General features: G+C 63.4%; 17 protein-coding genes. 10 read left to right on the top strand and 7 right to left on the bottom strand.

Annotated features, from left to right (window positions below):
- Positions 1-112 precede the first annotated feature (112 nt).
- On the top strand, positions 113-1,645 hold the full coding sequence (locus tag FJ425_RS09650; protein ID WP_140722969.1) for a peptidoglycan DD-metalloendopeptidase family protein: 1,533 nt from the start codon (positions 113-115) through the stop codon (positions 1,643-1,645).
- A 111-nt stretch (positions 1,646-1,756) separates the two neighbouring features.
- Here the strand turns inward: FJ425_RS09650 and FJ425_RS09645 are convergent, their stop codons facing one another.
- Positions 1,757-2,647, bottom strand: a complete 891-nt coding sequence (locus FJ425_RS09645) for an NAD-dependent epimerase/dehydratase family protein (RefSeq protein WP_140722966.1) — start codon at positions 2,645-2,647, stop codon at positions 1,757-1,759.
- A gap of 111 nt (positions 2,648-2,758) precedes the next feature.
- On the opposite strand from FJ425_RS09645, the gene FJ425_RS09640 reads away from it, so the two are divergent.
- The gene (locus FJ425_RS09640; protein ID WP_140722963.1) at positions 2,759-3,580 is read left to right on the top strand and encodes an AraC family transcriptional regulator; all 822 of its coding nucleotides are present in this window, start codon (positions 2,759-2,761) and stop codon (positions 3,578-3,580) included.
- A gap of 10 nt (positions 3,581-3,590) precedes the next feature.
- On the opposite strand, the gene FJ425_RS09635 is transcribed toward FJ425_RS09640, so the two are convergent.
- Complete coding sequence (locus FJ425_RS09635; RefSeq protein WP_140543702.1) at positions 3,591-4,463, bottom strand: ATP-binding protein; 873 nt, start codon at positions 4,461-4,463, stop codon at positions 3,591-3,593.
- 268 nt (positions 4,464-4,731) lie between these two features.
- Between FJ425_RS09635 and yajC the strand changes: the two genes are divergently transcribed.
- The 6 genes from yajC (at position 4,732) to FJ425_RS09605 (ending at position 10,408) form a co-directional block, all read left to right on the top strand.
- The gene (gene yajC / locus FJ425_RS09630; protein ID WP_095765024.1) at positions 4,732-5,070 is read left to right on the top strand and encodes a preprotein translocase subunit YajC; all 339 of its coding nucleotides are present in this window, start codon (positions 4,732-4,734) and stop codon (positions 5,068-5,070) included.
- A 54-nt stretch (positions 5,071-5,124) separates the two neighbouring features.
- The gene (gene secDF / locus FJ425_RS09625; protein ID WP_140722960.1) at positions 5,125-7,668 is read left to right on the top strand and encodes a protein translocase subunit SecDF; all 2,544 of its coding nucleotides are present in this window, start codon (positions 5,125-5,127) and stop codon (positions 7,666-7,668) included.
- Between the two features lie 28 nt (positions 7,669-7,696).
- The gene (locus tag FJ425_RS09620) at positions 7,697-8,086 is read left to right on the top strand and encodes an Mth938-like domain-containing protein (protein WP_140627276.1); all 390 of its coding nucleotides are present in this window, start codon (positions 7,697-7,699) and stop codon (positions 8,084-8,086) included.
- Positions 8,087-8,956, top strand: a complete 870-nt coding sequence (locus tag FJ425_RS09615) for a phytoene/squalene synthase family protein (RefSeq protein ID WP_246677906.1) — start codon at positions 8,087-8,089, stop codon at positions 8,954-8,956.
- Between the two features lie 76 nt (positions 8,957-9,032).
- Positions 9,033-9,458 (top strand): hypothetical protein, encoded by a 426-nt coding sequence (locus FJ425_RS09610; protein ID WP_140543708.1) that lies wholly within the window; start codon positions 9,033-9,035, stop codon positions 9,456-9,458.
- The gene (locus FJ425_RS09605) at positions 9,458-10,408 is read left to right on the top strand and encodes a sterol desaturase family protein (RefSeq protein ID WP_181164822.1); all 951 of its coding nucleotides are present in this window, start codon (positions 9,458-9,460) and stop codon (positions 10,406-10,408) included. Before FJ425_RS09610 ends, FJ425_RS09605 begins: the two co-directional genes overlap by 1 nt.
- A gap of 8 nt (positions 10,409-10,416) precedes the next feature.
- On the opposite strand, the gene FJ425_RS09600 is transcribed toward FJ425_RS09605, so the two are convergent.
- From FJ425_RS09600 to FJ425_RS09580, 5 genes are all read right to left on the bottom strand, one after another.
- Complete coding sequence (locus tag FJ425_RS09600; protein WP_348639800.1) at positions 10,417-10,638, bottom strand: type II toxin-antitoxin system RelE/ParE family toxin; 222 nt, start codon at positions 10,636-10,638, stop codon at positions 10,417-10,419.
- Positions 10,639-10,719: 81 nt separating this feature from the next.
- A complete protein-coding gene (locus tag FJ425_RS09595; RefSeq protein WP_140627280.1) occupies positions 10,720-11,022 on the bottom strand; it encodes a type II toxin-antitoxin system ParD family antitoxin in 303 nt (100 codons plus the stop codon).
- A 73-nt stretch (positions 11,023-11,095) separates the two neighbouring features.
- Complete coding sequence (gene trmFO / locus FJ425_RS09590) at positions 11,096-12,505, bottom strand: methylenetetrahydrofolate--tRNA-(uracil(54)-C(5))-methyltransferase (FADH(2)-oxidizing) TrmFO (RefSeq protein ID WP_140627282.1); 1,410 nt, start codon at positions 12,503-12,505, stop codon at positions 11,096-11,098.
- Positions 12,506-12,935: 430 nt separating this feature from the next.
- A complete protein-coding gene (locus tag FJ425_RS09585) occupies positions 12,936-13,076 on the bottom strand; it encodes a DUF1127 domain-containing protein (protein WP_140627284.1) in 141 nt (46 codons plus the stop codon).
- Between the two features lie 51 nt (positions 13,077-13,127).
- Positions 13,128-13,268, bottom strand: a complete 141-nt coding sequence (locus FJ425_RS09580) for a DUF1127 domain-containing protein (protein ID WP_095765031.1) — start codon at positions 13,266-13,268, stop codon at positions 13,128-13,130.
- Positions 13,269-13,502: 234 nt separating this feature from the next.
- Here FJ425_RS09580 and FJ425_RS09575 point away from each other — a divergent pair, with 234 nt between their 5' ends.
- Together FJ425_RS09575 and FJ425_RS09570 are read left to right on the top strand one after the other, a co-directional pair.
- On the top strand, positions 13,503-14,621 hold the full coding sequence (locus tag FJ425_RS09575; RefSeq protein ID WP_140627286.1) for a DUF2157 domain-containing protein: 1,119 nt from the start codon (positions 13,503-13,505) through the stop codon (positions 14,619-14,621).
- A complete protein-coding gene (locus tag FJ425_RS09570; protein ID WP_140722957.1) occupies positions 14,618-15,199 on the top strand; it encodes a GDYXXLXY domain-containing protein in 582 nt (193 codons plus the stop codon). The genes FJ425_RS09575 and FJ425_RS09570 overlap by 4 nt, the downstream gene beginning before the upstream one ends.
- The last annotated feature ends 98 nt before the right edge of the window (positions 15,200-15,297 follow it).

The raw sequence follows: 15,297 nt of genomic DNA, 5'->3' as shown, positions 1-15,297 counted from the left end.
CCCGCCAATGTTTTAAGAAAATTTTCGTCGGATTCTAATGGGTTAACCGCCCAGTAACATTAACGCGCTTTAATCGTGACCAGTTTGTACCGGGTCTGTGCGGGTTAGTGCGATGCAATTCAATCACTTGAAGGCAAACAGACGTAATCTGGCGCGCGGTTGCGCTGTCCTGATGATTGCCGGCGCGGCGGCCGGGTGCAGTTCCCAGTCGATGCGCTTCAACGGTGTCGACGACGTCTTCACGTCATCCACCAACAATCAGCGCGCCATCATCAACAAGCAGAATGTCGACCAGCCCTATCCGGGCGACACGGTCGCTCCGGCGCCGGTCGACGGCACCCACACCCAGTCGGTGAGCCGCTCGAGCCTCGAGCCGGTCACGGCGCAGCAGCTGCCGCCGCCCTCGCAGCCTGCCGCCGCGCCGGCCAGGCCGATGCGCACAGCGTCAGCCCCGGCACTTGCTCCGGCTCCCGCGCTTGCTCCCGCGCCGCATGTCGACAGAACGACCACCAACACCGTCGCGCCGGCCAAGCCGTTCAAGGCGGCCGAGCCCGACGCCGTGCGCAACGCCAGTGCTGCCCCACATGCGACCGAAATCGTGGTCAGGAACGGCGAGACGCTTTCGGGCCTCGCGCAGCACTATCACGTGCCTGCCGATGCTATCGCCAAGGTCAACGGGATCGATCCGAAGAAGGGCATCCGCAGCGGCCAGAAGATCGTCATTCCCGCCTATGCCTATTCCAGCAAGGCGGAGCCGAAGGTTGCCGAGGGCAAGCCGGTGAATACGCCGAAGCAGCCTGCCGGCGCACCGGAGAAGGTCGCGGTGCTGCCGCAGCAGCCGAAAATCAAGGACGGCAAGTCGGCCGCTCAGGTCGACACGTCGGCCGCGGCCAGCGGCTCGAAGAACCCCAAGCCAGCGTCGCAGATGGCCGAGGCCAAGCCGGCCGGCGCCGGCGGCTCCTACACGGTGCAGCAGGGCGACTCGCTGTCCTCGATCGCCAGGAAGACCGGCGTCGGCGTCGTGGCGCTGAAGAAGGCCAACGGCATGCAGGACGGCCTGCTCAAAATCGGCCAGACGCTCAAGGTTCCGGCCGGCGGAACGGTCGCGGTTGCCGCGGCAAAGCCCGCGGCCACCAAGCCGGCGGTCGATCCGGTGACGACGGCAACGACGCCGCCGGCGGCCAAGACCACCGAGACGCTCGCCTCCTATACGCCGCCTAAGAAGGATGCCAAGGTCATCCAGCAGGCCGAGGACGACGATGCGGTGGCGCCCGACGCGACCGGGATCGGCAAGATGCGCTGGCCGGTGCGCGGCCGGGTCATCTCGGGCTTCGGCTCCGGCAAGGACGGCGTCGACATAGCGGTGCCGGAAGGAACGCCGATCAAGGCAGCCGAGAACGGCGTCGTCATCTATGCCGGCGACGGCCTCAAGGAGTTCGGCAACACCGTGCTGGTGCGGCACGAGAACGGCCTGGTCACCGTCTACGGCCATGCAAGCTCGATCGAGGTGCAGCGCGGCCAGAAGGTCAAGCGCGGCCAGGAGATCGCGCTGTCCGGCATGAGCGGCACCACCGACTCGCCCAAGCTGCACTTCGAAGTGCGCAAGAACTCGGCCCCGGTCGATCCGAGCGGCTATCTCGAATAGAACAAGAACCGTTTGCGGGCCGCCTGACCTCCAGTCCGGCCCGCCGTCTTCAGCCCGCTCCGCAAGGAGCGGGCTTTTTCAGATTCGTGCAAGATGCCTTCCCCGCACGGTTCAGAGATGATCACGCAGCGTATCGGCAATCATCTCCTCAAGGCTGCTGGCCTTCACGCCAAGAAGTGTCTCCGCGTCGGAGCTATCGACCAGCAAGGGGCTCTCGAACAGGTATCGCATCTCGATGAGCTCATGCATGCCAAGGGCTTTCATCTCGGGGATGGAATAGGAGCGTGTTTCCGGAATCTCTTGTCCGAGCATTGCCGCGGTTTTCCGGATGAGCTCGCGGGGCGACGCGTATTGCGAAGGAACGTGAAACGCCCGTCCCCATTCACCCGTGTAGCGAGAGACCGCGACTAGCGTGCTCGCGACGTCCTTGGTGAAGGCCCAGGCATGAGTTGCGTCGAGGTCTCCAATGAAGGCCGTGGGCTTCCCTTCGATAATGGAGGGCAGCGCGACCAGGGAGAAGTAGCTGATCGCGCCATGTCCGAGATAGTCGCTGGACCGCACTTCGATCGCCGGCACATTGGCGCGGACCGCCCGCTGCCACATAATGGTCCTGGCGGTTCCCTTCTTCGAAGTCGGGTCTAAAGACATGTCGGAGCGAAGCGGGCGGTCGGCATTTTCCCCATAACCATAGAGGTTGCCGAGCACGATGAGCTTCGCGCCGACCGCTTCCGCCGCGCGCACGGTGCCGTCGATTATGGGGAAAAAGTCGGTCGGCCACCGATGATATGTGGCCATGGCGCACATCAAAATGGCATCGGCGCCTCGGCAGAGGCGTGACAGCTCCGCGGCGTCCGTGGCGTCAGCCCGTATCGTCCGCACATTCGGCAACGCGTTCGAACCGACGCTTCGGCTTGTGAGAACGACGTCGTGTCCTTCTTCGCCAAGACGGCGAGCCGTCTCGCGCCCAACCGGGCCCGCGCCGACAACAACATAGAAACTCATGGCAACCTCTCTTCCAAGCTTGATGGAGAGGCGTGAGTACGAGTTCACGGCGTTGAAAATCGCGCGGGAATTGCCAAATCTTGGACAGGTTTTGCCATGAATCGAGAGAGCATGCCTTCGCAATTCGAGCCGGCCCGATCCTCGTCCGACGTAGCAATGGTCTCCCGGCATGTCGAAGCAGGCGTCCATCGCCTGTCCCGGGCGCCACATCATCGCATCATGGTGCATGCAAGTGCGGCAACGCGCTCCTATTGCAACCAGGTTGGGCGATATTTCGTCAGGCGCGCCGGCGATATCGACCTGGTGCCGGCTGGCGAGGAGGGCGGCTTCGACGCCGAAACCCCGTTCGAGACAATTGAGATCATCTTGCAGCCGGCTTTGATGGAAAGGGTCGCCGCGGAACTGGGCGGCAGGGCGCGAGCGTGGCGGCTCGACACGCGCCATTTGCTTCGTGACCAGCGCATCGAATATCTCGCCCGAGCGCTGCAGAGCGACCTCAATGCCGGCGCGCCGAGCGGCTCTTTGTTTGCCGACAGCATCGGCGCCGCCCTTGCGGTGAGGCTGCTCGGTCTCGATGGCCCAGGCATTGTTCAAACGAACCGGTTGTCGGATGCGCAGCTCAAGCGGGTTCTGGAACACATAGAGACCGCTCTCCACGAGCCGCTTTCGATTGACCGGCTGAGCCGGGTTGCCGGCGCGAGCAGCTCGCACTTGCGGACATGGTTCAAGGTGGCGACGGGCGTCACCCTGCATCGCTACGTGCTGCGACGCCGCGTGGAAAGGGCGCGCGTTCTGCTCAAGCAAGGCGATCTAAGCACGAGCGAGGTTGCAGCATTGACGGGCTTCGCGCATCAGTCGCATCTGGCGCATTGGATGCGCCGCGAGACTGGCCAGACGCCGCGCGACCTGCGACGGATGATCTCGCGCAAGTGACGTTGACGCTTCAATCCTTCAGCGGCTTGCCGAGCCTCCCGGCGAGGTCCTGCGTGAACTGCCAGGCGACACGGCCGGAACGGCTGCCGCGCGTGGTTGCCCATTCCAGCGCCTCGGCGCGCAACTGCTCGGGGTCGATCGCCAGATCGTGGTAGCGGACATAGCCGTCGATCATGTCGAGGTATTCGTCCTGCGAGCATTTGTGGAAACCGAGCCACAGGCCGAAACGGTCAGAAAGCGAGACCTTTTCCTCGACCGCTTCCGAAGGGTTGATGGCGGTGGAGCGCTCATTGTCGATCATGTCGCGCGGCAACAGATGCCGCCGGTTGGACGTGGCGTAGAAGATGACGTTGCTGGGCCGGCCCTCGACGCCGCCTTCGAGCGCCGCCTTTAGCGACTTGTACGAGGTGTCGTCGTGGTCGAAGGAAAGGTCATCGCAAAACAGGATGAAGCGCCAGGGAGCCGCCTTCAGAAGACCCATCAGCTTGGGCAGCGTGTCGATGTCCTCGCGGTGGATTTCGATCAGCTTCAGCGGCCGGTCGAGCTTGTCGGAGGCGTTGACGGTGGCATGCACGGCCTTGACAAGGGACGATTTGCCCATGCCGCGCGCGCCCCACAAAAGCACGTTGTTGGCCGCATAGCCGGACGCGAAACGCTCGGTGTTGTCGAGCAGGATGTCGCGCACGCGGTCAACGCCGCGGATCAGGCCGATGTCGACGCGGTTGACCTTGCGGACCGGTTCCAGAAAGCCAGGGTCCGCCTGCCACACGAAACAGTCGGCAACACCGAGGTCGGTCTGCGGCACGGGCGGCGGGGCAAGGCGAGCGACTGCCTCGATCAGGCGGTCGAGTTTCTTGTTCAATGCGTCAATGCTGTCGGTCATGTCAGGTCTTTTTTGTCGAGGTATTTCAGCGTGTGGGAGCGGCTTCCATGACATCGCTGCAAGAACCAGGCCCAAGCTTTTGTTGGAGCATGATCTTTTCGGTGGCCTCGAAGCCGCTTCCGCTGCGACGCTCTAGCACGCCGCAAACGGCTGGAAAAGCAACGGATCGGGCTCGCAGCGCAGTTGCATTGGCAAGTTTACCGACTATATTCCGGCCAAATTTTCGCGGGGCCGCCCCGGCGGTATTTCACCATCCAGGAGTTTCTTGATGTTCGTTACACCGGCATACGCCCAGGGCGTCGGCGCCTCGCCAGACATGTTGATCTCGATTTTGCCGTTTGTCCTGATTTTCGTAATCATGTATTTTCTGATCATCCGGCCGCAGCGCGCGCAGCTGAAGAAGCGCCAGGAAATGCTGTCGGCGGTGCGCCGCGGCGACACGGTGGTGACCGGCGGCGGCTTCGTCGGCAAGGTGACCAAGGTGATCGACGACAACGAGCTGGAGATCGACCTCGGCGGCGGAACCAAGGTGACGGCGCTGCGCTCCACGATTTCGGATGTGCGCGTCAAGGGCGAGCCGGTGGCGAACCAGAACGCCAAGAAGTAATCCTAACCTCGATGGCGGAACGCTGCCGCTTGTACGCCTGAACGGATAAAACGAATGCTCTATTTCTCGCGCCTGAAGATGATCCTGATCTGGCTCGCCGTGGCCATCACAGTGATCCTCGCCGCGCCCAATCTCTTCCCGGCGAGCACGCTGGCGCAATTGCCGAGCTGGGTGCCGAAGCGGCAGATGACGCTCGGCCTCGATCTTCAGGGCGGCTCGCACATCCTGCTGCAGATGGATCAGAACGACCTGATCAAGGATCAGCTGCAGACGACGCGCGACGAGATCAGGACGCTGCTGCGCGATGCCAAGATCCAATATACCGGCCTTGGCGGGACAGGCCGGACCGTGCAGGTGCGCATCAACGATTCGAGCCAGGTCGAAGCCGCCAAGACAGCGCTGAAGCCGATAACCAACCCGGTCGCAGCCGGTCTGTTTGCCGGAGGCTCCGTGCAGTCGATGGCGCTGGACGATTCCGACCCTGGGCTGTTGAAGTTCACCGTCACGGATGCGGGCATCAAATATCGCACCTCGACCGCGCTCTCGCAGGCGATCGAGGTGGTGGAGCGACGCGTCAACGCGCTAGGCACGACCGAGCCGATCGTGCAGCGGCAGGGCGACGACCGCATCCTGGTCCAGGTGCCCGGGCTCCAGAACCCGCAAAGGCTCAAGGACATCATCGGTCAGACCGCCAAGCTGACGTTCCAGATGGTCGACACGTCAGTGCCGGTCCAGGACGCGATGAAGAATCGCCCGCCGGCTGGCGACTCGGTCCTTTATTCGCAGGACGATCCTCCGGTTCCTTACCTCGTCGAGAACCGCGTTATCGTCTCGGGCGAAGACCTGTCGAATGCGACGCCGACTTATAATTCACAGACCAATGAGCCGGTGGTTTCGTTCACCTTCAATTCCCGCGGGGCGACCAGGTTCGGCCAGGCGACCCAACAGAATGTCGGCAAGCCGTTCGCCATCGTGCTCGACAACCAGGTGATTTCGGCACCGGTGATCCGCGAGCCGATCCTCGGCGGCAGCGGCCAGATCTCCGGCAATTTCACGACCGAGAGCGCCAACGACCTCGCCGTCTTGCTGCGCGCCGGCGCCCTGCCGGCCAAATTGACCATCATCGAAGAGCGTACCGTCGGCCCGGGCCTCGGTCAGGACTCCATCCACGCCGGCAAGGTGGCTGGCGTGATCGGCTCAATCCTCGTCGTCGCCTTCATGTTCGTCGCCTATGGGTTCCTCGGTTTCCTCGCCAACATCGCGTTGGCCGTGCACGTGGCGATGATCGTCGGCGCGCTGTCGCTGCTCGGCGCCACGCTGACCTTGCCCGGCATCGCCGGTATCGTGCTCACCATCGGCATGGCGGTGGACTCCAACGTTCTGATCTACGAGCGCATCCGCGAGGAGCGGCGAGCCGGCCGCTCGGTGATCCAGGCGATCGACACCGGCTTCTCGAAGGCGCTGGCGACGATCGTCGATTCCAACGTCACCTCGCTGATCGCCACCCTGGTGCTGTTCTGGCTGGGTACAGGGCCGGTCAAGGGCTTTGCGATCACCTACGCGATCGGCATTCTGACCACGGTCTTCACCGCCTTCACCTTCACCCGCATGCTGGTGTCGATCTGGCTGCGCCGCGCCCGGCCGAAGGAACTGCCGCGCGCGCCGGTCACCTTCATTCCGCCGGGCACGAAGATCCCGTTCATGGGCATCCGCCGCTGGACGTTTGCTCTCTCCAGCACCTTGTCGATCCTGTCGGTCGTCGGGTTCCTGACCCTTGGCATCAACTACGGCATCGACTTCAAGGGCGGCTCGCTGATCGAGGTGCAGTCCAAGCAGGGCGACGCCAATCTCGGCGACATCCGCAGCAGGCTGTCCGAGCTCAACATCGGCGAGATCCAGGTGCAACAGTTCGGTGCGCCGAACGACGTGCTGATCCGTGTCGGCACGCAGGACGCCGGCGAGAATGCCGAGCAGACCGTGATCGACAAGGTGCGGGGCGAACTGCAGGACCAGTATGACTTCCGCCGCGTCGAGGTGGTCGGGCCGACGGTCTCAGGCGAGCTGGCCAAGCAGGGCACGATCGCCATGCTGATCGCGCTGGCGGGCATCCTGCTCTATGTCTGGTTCCGCTTCGAATGGCAGTTCGCCGTCGGCGCCATCGTGGCCACGGTGCACGATGTGGTGATGACGATCGGCTTCTTCGTCTTGTCAGGGCTGGAGTTCAACCAGTCGTCGCTGGCGGCAATCCTGACTATCATCGGCTATTCGCTGAACGACACCATCGTGGTCTATGACCGCGTTCGTGAGGATCTGCGAAAATACAAGAAAATGCCGCTGCCGCAGCTCTTGAACAATGCCATCAACGAGACGCTGTCCAGAACCACGCTGACCTCCGTCACCACGTCGCTGGCGCTGTTGGCACTGGTGCTGTTCGGCGGCGAGGTGATCCGTTCCTTCACGCTGGCGATGCTGTTCGGCGTGGTGTTCGGCACCTATTCGTCGATCTTCATCGCCGCGCCGCTGCTGATCCTCTTCAAGCTGAGGCCGCAGGCCTCGGCTGAGGAGAAGCCGGTGAACGGCAAGGCCGTGGCGACCTGACGCCGTTTCGGCATCATGTTCTAAAGCCATGGCCAAAGGCATCATCATCCGCGAGGCGCATTTCCCGGGCAAGGCGCCGATCGAGGCCTATGGCAATGGCGGCTTTCGCTTTGCCGACATGTCGCATCGCGGATCGCTGCTCGTCCTGCCGTCAGGCATCCATGGCTGGGAGCCGGCCGATCCGCTGGCGCTGAAGGCCGCGGATTTCGACAGGCTGTTCGCCGAGGCCGGCAAGGTGGAGATCCTGCTGGTCGGCATGGGCAAGGAACTGCGGCCGCTGCCGGCGGCACTGCGCGCCGCGCTCAAGGAGGCCGGGATCTCGGCCGACCCGATGTCGACGGGAGCGGCAGTGCGGACCTACAATGTGCTGCTCGCCGAAGACCGCGCCGTGGCCGCGGCGCTGATCGCCGTCGATTGAATGGCCGGCGCGTCCAACATCATCAAGAATGGCGACATCGTCATGGATGCGGTGCGCGCTGCCGACCATGACCGGTATCTGTCGGCGCTTTATGCGCCGGCCGACAAGCGCGACGCGCTGCTCGCGCTCTACGCCTTCAATGCAGAGATTGCCGGCGTGCGCGATCGCATCCATGAGCCGCTGCCGGGCGAGGTCAGGCTGCAATGGTGGCGAGACGTCATTTCGGCCGAAGGCGATGCCGAGACAGGCCATCCGACAGCCGACGCCCTGCGCGCGACGATCGCCGCCTGCCGGTTGCCGAAGGCTGCTTTCGACAACATGCTCGAGGCGCGCATCTTCGATCTCTATGACGACCCGATGCCGTCGCGGACCGATCTCGAAGGCTATTGCGGCGAGACGGCCGCGGCGCTGATCCAACTTGTGGCGATGGCGCTCGATCCGGCCGCCGCGCCTGGCTTTGCCGAACTGGCGGGCAGGGCCGGCTGCGCGCAGGCGATCACCGGCTTGTTGTTGCTTCTGCCGCTCCATCGTCGGCGCGGACAGTGTTTTGTGCCCGCCGACATCCTTTCGGCGGCCGGCACGACGCCGGAAGAGTTCGTCAAAGGCGAGGGCGGGGCAGCCGCCGAGCGCGCGGTTACGGCGATGATTGCGCTGGCGCGCGAGCATCTCAACGCCTTCGAGACAGGTGCGCCGGCGCTTCCCGTTGCGCTGCGGCCCGCCTTCCTGCCGCTGGCGCTAACCCATGCCTATCTCGACAGGATGGAGAAGGCGGGGTCGCCGCTCAGTGCGACGGCAACGCTCTCAACCTTGCGCCGACACTGGCTGCTCCTGCGTCATGCGATGCGGGGCTGGACGCCCCCTTTGACGTAAACGTCAACCGTGCTAGGGATTCCGATGCGTGGACTCGCGTCAAAGAAATGCGGCCCGCCGGAGGAGCCGTCTTTCCATGAGCCTGCCAGTCCTGGTCGTCCTTGTCGTGTTCGGTATCGCGTTGTCGGTCGCCGCCGTGCATTTCACCGGCGGTACGACGACCGCGACGCTTGCCGGCGTCGATCATGCGCTCGCACGCTTTGCCGAGGATTTTCCCGACGAAAGACCGAGTACCGTGCGGCTGACAGCCGACAGCCATGCCGCGTTTCTCGATCTCGGTCCGCAGCGCTGCGGCATCGTCCGGAGCATAGGCGATTGTTTTCTGACGCGTATCGTCACGCCGCGCGACATTCTGGCGCTGACCAGGGAAGGAAGCGCGATTTCGCTGCGGCTCGATGATTTCACCTGGAAAGGCGGGCGGTTTGCTTTTGCCGACGAAGCCGGCGCGCTGGCCGTGGCGGCGGCATTGCAAAGCCATGATCGGATCCGGGAGGCGGCGTGATGGACGAGTATAATTTCCCGCAGGTCACCCAGCTTGCGATCCCGTTCTTCGTCGCGGCGATCCTGATCGAGCTTTGGCTGGTGCGCACCGGCCGCGCCAAGGGATCGTTCGAGACGCGCGACACGCTGACCAGCCTGATGATGGGGACCGGCAATGTCGTCGCAGGCTTGCTGCTCGGCGTCGTGTCCTATTGGGCGCTGCTGTGGCTGTGGCAATTCCGCTTCTTCAATCTCGGCCTGTCGATCTGGGTTTTTGTCGCCGCCTTCCTGCTCGACGACCTGCGCTACTATGTCTATCACCGCATCGCGCACCGGGTGCGCTGGGTATGGGCCGAGCACGTCAACCATCATTCCAGCCAGCACTACAATCTCTCGACGGCGCTAAGACAAAGCTGGACAGGGCTGTTCACCTTCACCTTCATCCTGCAGGCGCCGCTGGTGCTGCTCGGCTTCCATCCTGCGGTGATCGCCTTCGTCTTCGGCTTCAACCTGGTCTGGCAGTTCTGGATTCACACCGAAACGATCGGCAAGATGTGGGGCTGGTTCGAATTCATCTTCAACACGCCCTCCCACCACCGTGTCCACCACGCCACCAATCCGCGCTATCTCGACGCCAACTATGCCGGCACGCTGATTGTCTGGGACCGCATGTTCGGGACCTTCGTCGAGGAGCTGGAGGAGGACCGGCCGCGCTACGGCATCGTCAAGAACATCGGCACCTTCAATCCGCTGAAGGTGGCCTTCCACGAATGGATCGGCATGTTCAAGGATGCGCTGGCGCCGGGGCTGACGCCTGGTCAGCGCGTCAACTATCTCATCCAGCCGCCGGGCTGGAGCCATGACGGCTCGCGCGATACGTCCGAGACGCTGAAGGCGGCTTATGTGCGGAGGAATCCGGGAGAGGCGGGCAAGCCGGGATTGCCGGGAGCGAGGGCGGAGCCGGCGGAGTAATCAACGCCTTAGGATTGATCGCCAGAACCACCGTCGCGCATCAATCTCTCGTAGTCGCGGCCGCCGTAGAAGATGTTGAGTATGAGAACGACATCGCTTTCGACAACATAGGTGATGACCGCGGAATGTTCGAAAGGGACGGTTCGTAGCCCCGGTGCGATGTCATCGCGCGAGCGGCCGCCGCGAGGTGCGTTGCCGATGCTTCGGCAGCGCTCTCTAATCCGATCCATGAAGCCATTGGCGACGTTTTCGCCGCCGCCTTCTCAAGGATGTAGCTGCCAATCGTTTCGAGATCGGAGATCGCGTTTTCGCTAAGAACGACGACGAGGCGCTGGATCATCATGGCCTTGCGCCAGCTGTGAAATTCGGTTCTTCACCCGGTCGATTGCTTCATCGAGCGGGACGGAGGGTCTCTTGTCCTCAAGCGAAGCCTTCACACGTGCACGGATCGATGCCATGCGCTCGGCATGCTCCTCCTCCTCGCGCTGGAAGGCTCGAAGAGCGGCGCGGATAACTTCGCTGGCCGAGCCGTAGGAGCCGTCCTCGACCTTTTCGCGGATCAGGCGCGCCATGGCTGGCGTGACGGTGACGGACAGTTTCTCGGCGGATTCCATGGCTCATCTCACGTAGGATTGCGAGTAGGATGATATCCTACTTTATATTGGCCTCCAACAGAAACCGAAAAGCCTACTCCGCCGCTTCCGCCCGCGCCGGCAGCCCCAGCCACGCCCTGCAATCCGCCAGAGCGCGCGACGTGATGGCGTGGCGCTTGGCGACGGTCTTGTCCTTGCCGCGCAGGCGCTTGCCTTCGGTCTTCGGCGCTTCCACCGGCGGGAACAGGCCGAAATTGACGTTCATCGGCTGGAAGGAGCGTTTGCCGGGCTCGTCGTCGGAGACGATGTGGCCGCCGGTGATGTGGTTGAGCAGCGCGCCGAAGGCGGTGGTCGAGGGCGGCAGCGACGGCGCCTGGCCGAGCCGTTCGGCGGCGGCGAAGCGGCCGGCGAGCAGGCCGATGGCGGCGCTTTCGACATAGCCTTCGCAGCCGGTGATCTGGCCGGCAAAGCGCAGGCCGGGGCGCGATTTCAGCTGCAGCGAAGGATCAAGCAGCGTCGGCGAGTTGATGTAGGTGTTGCGGTGCAGGCCGCCGAGACGCGCGAACTCCGCGTTTTCGAGCCCGGGGATGGTGCGGAAGATGCGCACCTGCTCGGCATGCTTCAGCTTGGTCTGGAAGCCGACCATGTTATAGAGCGTGCCCAGTGCATTGTCTTGCCGGAGCTGCACCACCGCATAGGCTTTGACCGTCGGATTGTGAGCATTGGTCAGCCCCATCGGCTTCATCGGCCCGTAGCGCAGGGTCTCGACACCGCGCTCGGCCATCACCTCGATCGGCAGGCAGCCGTCGAAATAGGGCGTGCCTTCCCACTCCTTGAACTCGGTCTTTTGGCCGTCGAGCAGCGCTTGGACGAAGGCGAAATACTGCTCCTTGTCCATCGGACAGTTGATGTAGTCCTTGCCGGTGCCGCCGGGACCGACCTTGTCGTAGCGCGACTGGAACCAGGCCGTGTTCATGTCGATCGTGTCGAAATGCACGATCGGCGCGATCGCGTCGAAGAAGGCCAGCGCATCGGCGCCGGTCGCCTCGGCAATCGACTGCGCCAGCGAGGGCGCCGTCAGCGGGCCGGTGGCGATGATCGCCTGGTCCCAATCCGTGGGCGGCAGCCCGGGCACTTCCTCACGCCGGATTGTGATCAGCGGATGCGCCTCGATCTTTGCGGTGACCGCATCGGAAAAGCCGTCACGGTCGACCGCCAGCGCGCCGCCGGCCGGCACTTGGTTCGCATCGCCGGCACCCATGACAAGCGAGTCGGCAAGCCGCATTTCGGCGTGCAGCAGCCCGACGGCGTTGTTCTCGGCGTCGTCGGAGCGGAAGGAATTGGAGCAGACCAGCTCGGCCAGACCGTCGGTCTTGTGCGCGTCGGTGCCGCGCACCGGGCGCATCTCATGCAGCACGACCGGAACGCCGGCTTGCGCAATTTGCCATGCGGCTTCGGAGCCGGCGAGGCCGCCGCCGATGACGTGTACGGGATTTTTGCTCATAAGCGCCGGAATAATCGCTTGGGGAAGCGATTGCAATTGCCAGCTGAGAACGCACGAGGGCGGTGCCTGTGCCAGAAACAACAACACCCGCCGGGGGAGGAGGTCCGGCGGGTGTCGTTTTGGGGGTCGATCCTCGGGAGGAGGTGAAGATCGACCTTATTCGTCATTGCCGGGGAGGAGGTCGGCTTTGACGAAACTCCTTATCGCCCTTGAGGCGAAAATTCTTTTCGCTTTTGAGGACGAAATTCCTTTCGCCTTTGAGAAGGGGCGAAGCCTTCGAAGACGAACTGCGTTCGCTTCTGGAGAACAACGCCCGCCGGGGGAGGAGGTCCGGCGGGCGCCGTTTTGGTGGTCAACCCTCGGGAGGAGGTGAAGGTTGGCCGTATCCGTCAGGGTCGGGGAGGAGGTCGACCCTGGCGAAATGCCTTGCTTAGATCGCCTTGCGGGCGACCATCTTGATCTCGTCGCGAACGATGCCGAGATCATGGAGCTGGCGGTTCGAAAGCCGACCCAGCTCAGCAACGGTGTCGCGATAAACGCGCCAGTTACGATAGCTGCGGACCAGGTTCATTGTCTTAACTCTCTTCAAAACTGGTTCGGACCATTTGCGGTCCGAAGCGGATTAGACCGCCTTGCGGGCGACGTAGTGGATGTCGCTGCGGCTGATGCCGAGGTCGGTCAGTTCACGGTTCGACAGGCGGTTCAGCTCGGAGACGGTGTCCCGGTAGCGGCGCCAGTTGCGGTAGTTGCGGATCAGGTTCATGGTAGTTCTCGTTTCGTCTTTGCTTCGGATCATTCCGTTTGTGTACGAACAGAAAATAGGTGGGATCATATCGGTTTAAAAGTGCCGTTGGCGCATGGCAGCAATGCAAATTGTGCAATGCAACATTAACGGCCGTTCACGCCTGCGTCGCAAAGAAGGCCGAATCGGAAAGTGCCGCCGCGTCAACGGTTTGGCTGTCCCGGCTGAGGAAATGACCAGGCTTCGGGGGAAAGCATGGCGAGCTATACGGCACGGCTAAGGGCGGATATCGCCCGCTGGCGGGAGAGAGGGCTGATCGATCCCGCCACTGCGGAGGCATTGACGCGCGACGTCGCTGCCAACGAGCGCGCGTCGCTGAGTTTCGGCTCCATCCTGGCGATGATGGCGGCGCTTTTGTTCGGCGCGGCGATCCTGATTTTCGTCGCCGCCAACTGGGAGGCTATCCCGCGTGTCGTTCGCGTGGCGGCGCTTTTCGCCGTTATCCTGGCCGGCTATGTCGGCGGCGCGGTGCTGAAGACGCGCGACCATGCCGCGATCGGCGAGTCCCTGTGGATCGTTGCAGCCGCCGCCTTCGGCGGATCGATCGCGCTGATCGGCCAGATGTACCATCTTTCTGGCGACGAGGCCTCGGCGCTGGTGATGTGGTGTGCCGGCACGGCGTTGGCGGCAGCAGCGCTGCGTTCGAACCCGCTGACGGTGGCTGCAGTCGGCATTGCCGATGCCTGGCTGGTCCTCAAGGGGTTCGGCTTCTACTGGCGCGCGGAAATTCCTCATCTCTTCATCGTCATGGCGATCGTCCTGTTCGCCATTTCGTTCTGGACGCGCAGCCGGGCAGCGCGCCACCTCATCATTCTGTCGGTCATTCTCTACCTGGTCTTGCTGGCGACGGATCACGACACGCTGCCGGTGGCCGCGTCGCTGGCCATCGCGTCAGTGCTGCTCTTTGCCGCCGCGGTATTCGCCGGCGATCCGATCGACAGGATCCTGCAGCTCGGCGGCCGGCTGTCCTTGCACGCCTTGCTCGGCTTTCTCACCGGCATGGCGATGATCCAGTTCGAGCTGGCGGATGAAAGCACCTACAATAGCGGTTTCGCCCTCGCCTCGATCGTAGCGCTTGCCGGCATCGTGGCGGCGATCATGTTGGCCGGCCGCGAGAGCAGGGGCCTGCGCTGGCTGGCCTATGCCGGCTTCGCCTTCGAACTCGCCATTATCTATAGCGTCACCTTGAGGTCGATGCTGGATACGGCCGGCTTCTTCCTGGCGGCTGCCGTGCTGCTCGGCATACTGGCGCTGATCATCATCCGCGTTGAGAAACGCATGAGGACGCCCGCCGAGACAGGAGCAGCGGCATGACCGGCAAGAAACTGATCGTCTCGGCGCTGGTGCTGGCGCTTATCCAGATCGGCTTTCTCAGCTGGATCATCGCTGGCCGCGCCGCGATTCTGCGCAACGGCAAGGAAGTGCTGCTGAAAGTCCAACCGGTCGATCCGCGCGATCTCTTGCGCGGCGACTATATCTCGCTCAACAACAACATTTCGCGCATCCCGGTGAAGCTGATCGCCAGCCTTCCGCAAGGCAAGCTCTCCAGCGACGACACAGCGATGGTGGTCCGGTTGAAGAAGGGCTCCGACGGCTATTGGCAGCCGACCGCGGCGTGGTTCGGCAAAGCGCCGGCCCCAGCAGGCGAGGACGAAGCAGACATTGCCGGCCATGTCGGGGAAGGCTGGGGGCTCAGCGATCCGGAAGCGACAATCGCACCCGACTACGGGATCGACCGCTTCTATCTCCCGGAAGGCGAGGGCATGGCGATCCAGGACGACATGCGCGTGCGGCCGTTCGGCATCAAGCTCGCGCTCGCGGCCGACGGCACGGCGCAGATCAAGGCGCTGATGGACGGCGACAAGACGCTGTTCGAGGAGCCGCTTTATTAAGGCCGCTTTGGCCAGCGCATCGGAGGGTCTATCGAGCAGGGCGGCGCCCGAGCCAGGATGGCGCCGGTCCTCCTTCGCCAAGGCTTTGGAGGACACCT

Source organism: Mesorhizobium sp. B2-7-2, assembly GCF_006440775.1.
In the GTDB taxonomy this organism is placed as follows: Bacteria; Pseudomonadota; Alphaproteobacteria; order Rhizobiales; family Rhizobiaceae; genus Mesorhizobium.
The sequence above is the reverse complement of the archived record's forward strand: the minus strand, read 5'-3'. Positions and strand labels throughout refer to the sequence as shown.

Coding starts and splice junctions, on each gene's coding strand:
- FJ425_RS09650 (WP_140722969.1), top strand. CDS start 113: ATGCAATTCAATCACTTGAAGGCAAACAGACGTAATCTGGCGCGCGGT.
- FJ425_RS09645 (WP_140722966.1), bottom strand. CDS start 2,647: ATGAGTTTCTATGTTGTTGTCGGCGCGGGCCCGGTTGGGCGCGAGACG.
- FJ425_RS09640 (WP_140722963.1), top strand. CDS start 2,759: ATGCCTTCGCAATTCGAGCCGGCCCGATCCTCGTCCGACGTAGCAATG.
- FJ425_RS09635 (WP_140543702.1), bottom strand. CDS start 4,463: ATGACCGACAGCATTGACGCATTGAACAAGAAACTCGACCGCCTGATC.
- yajC (WP_095765024.1), top strand. CDS start 4,732: ATGTTCGTTACACCGGCATACGCCCAGGGCGTCGGCGCCTCGCCAGAC.
- secDF (WP_140722960.1), top strand. CDS start 5,125: ATGCTCTATTTCTCGCGCCTGAAGATGATCCTGATCTGGCTCGCCGTG.
- FJ425_RS09620 (WP_140627276.1), top strand. CDS start 7,697: ATGGCCAAAGGCATCATCATCCGCGAGGCGCATTTCCCGGGCAAGGCG.
- FJ425_RS09615 (WP_246677906.1), top strand. CDS start 8,087: ATGGCCGGCGCGTCCAACATCATCAAGAATGGCGACATCGTCATGGAT.
- FJ425_RS09610 (WP_140543708.1), top strand. CDS start 9,033: ATGAGCCTGCCAGTCCTGGTCGTCCTTGTCGTGTTCGGTATCGCGTTG.
- FJ425_RS09605 (WP_181164822.1), top strand. CDS start 9,458: ATGGACGAGTATAATTTCCCGCAGGTCACCCAGCTTGCGATCCCGTTC.
- FJ425_RS09600 (WP_348639800.1), bottom strand. CDS start 10,638: ATGGATCGGATTAGAGAGCGCTGCCGAAGCATCGGCAACGCACCTCGC.
- FJ425_RS09595 (WP_140627280.1), bottom strand. CDS start 11,022: ATGGAATCCGCCGAGAAACTGTCCGTCACCGTCACGCCAGCCATGGCG.
- trmFO (WP_140627282.1), bottom strand. CDS start 12,505: ATGAGCAAAAATCCCGTACACGTCATCGGCGGCGGCCTCGCCGGCTCC.
- FJ425_RS09585 (WP_140627284.1), bottom strand. CDS start 13,076: ATGAACCTGGTCCGCAGCTATCGTAACTGGCGCGTTTATCGCGACACC.
- FJ425_RS09580 (WP_095765031.1), bottom strand. CDS start 13,268: ATGAACCTGATCCGCAACTACCGCAACTGGCGCCGCTACCGGGACACC.
- FJ425_RS09575 (WP_140627286.1), top strand. CDS start 13,503: ATGGCGAGCTATACGGCACGGCTAAGGGCGGATATCGCCCGCTGGCGG.
- FJ425_RS09570 (WP_140722957.1), top strand. CDS start 14,618: ATGACCGGCAAGAAACTGATCGTCTCGGCGCTGGTGCTGGCGCTTATC.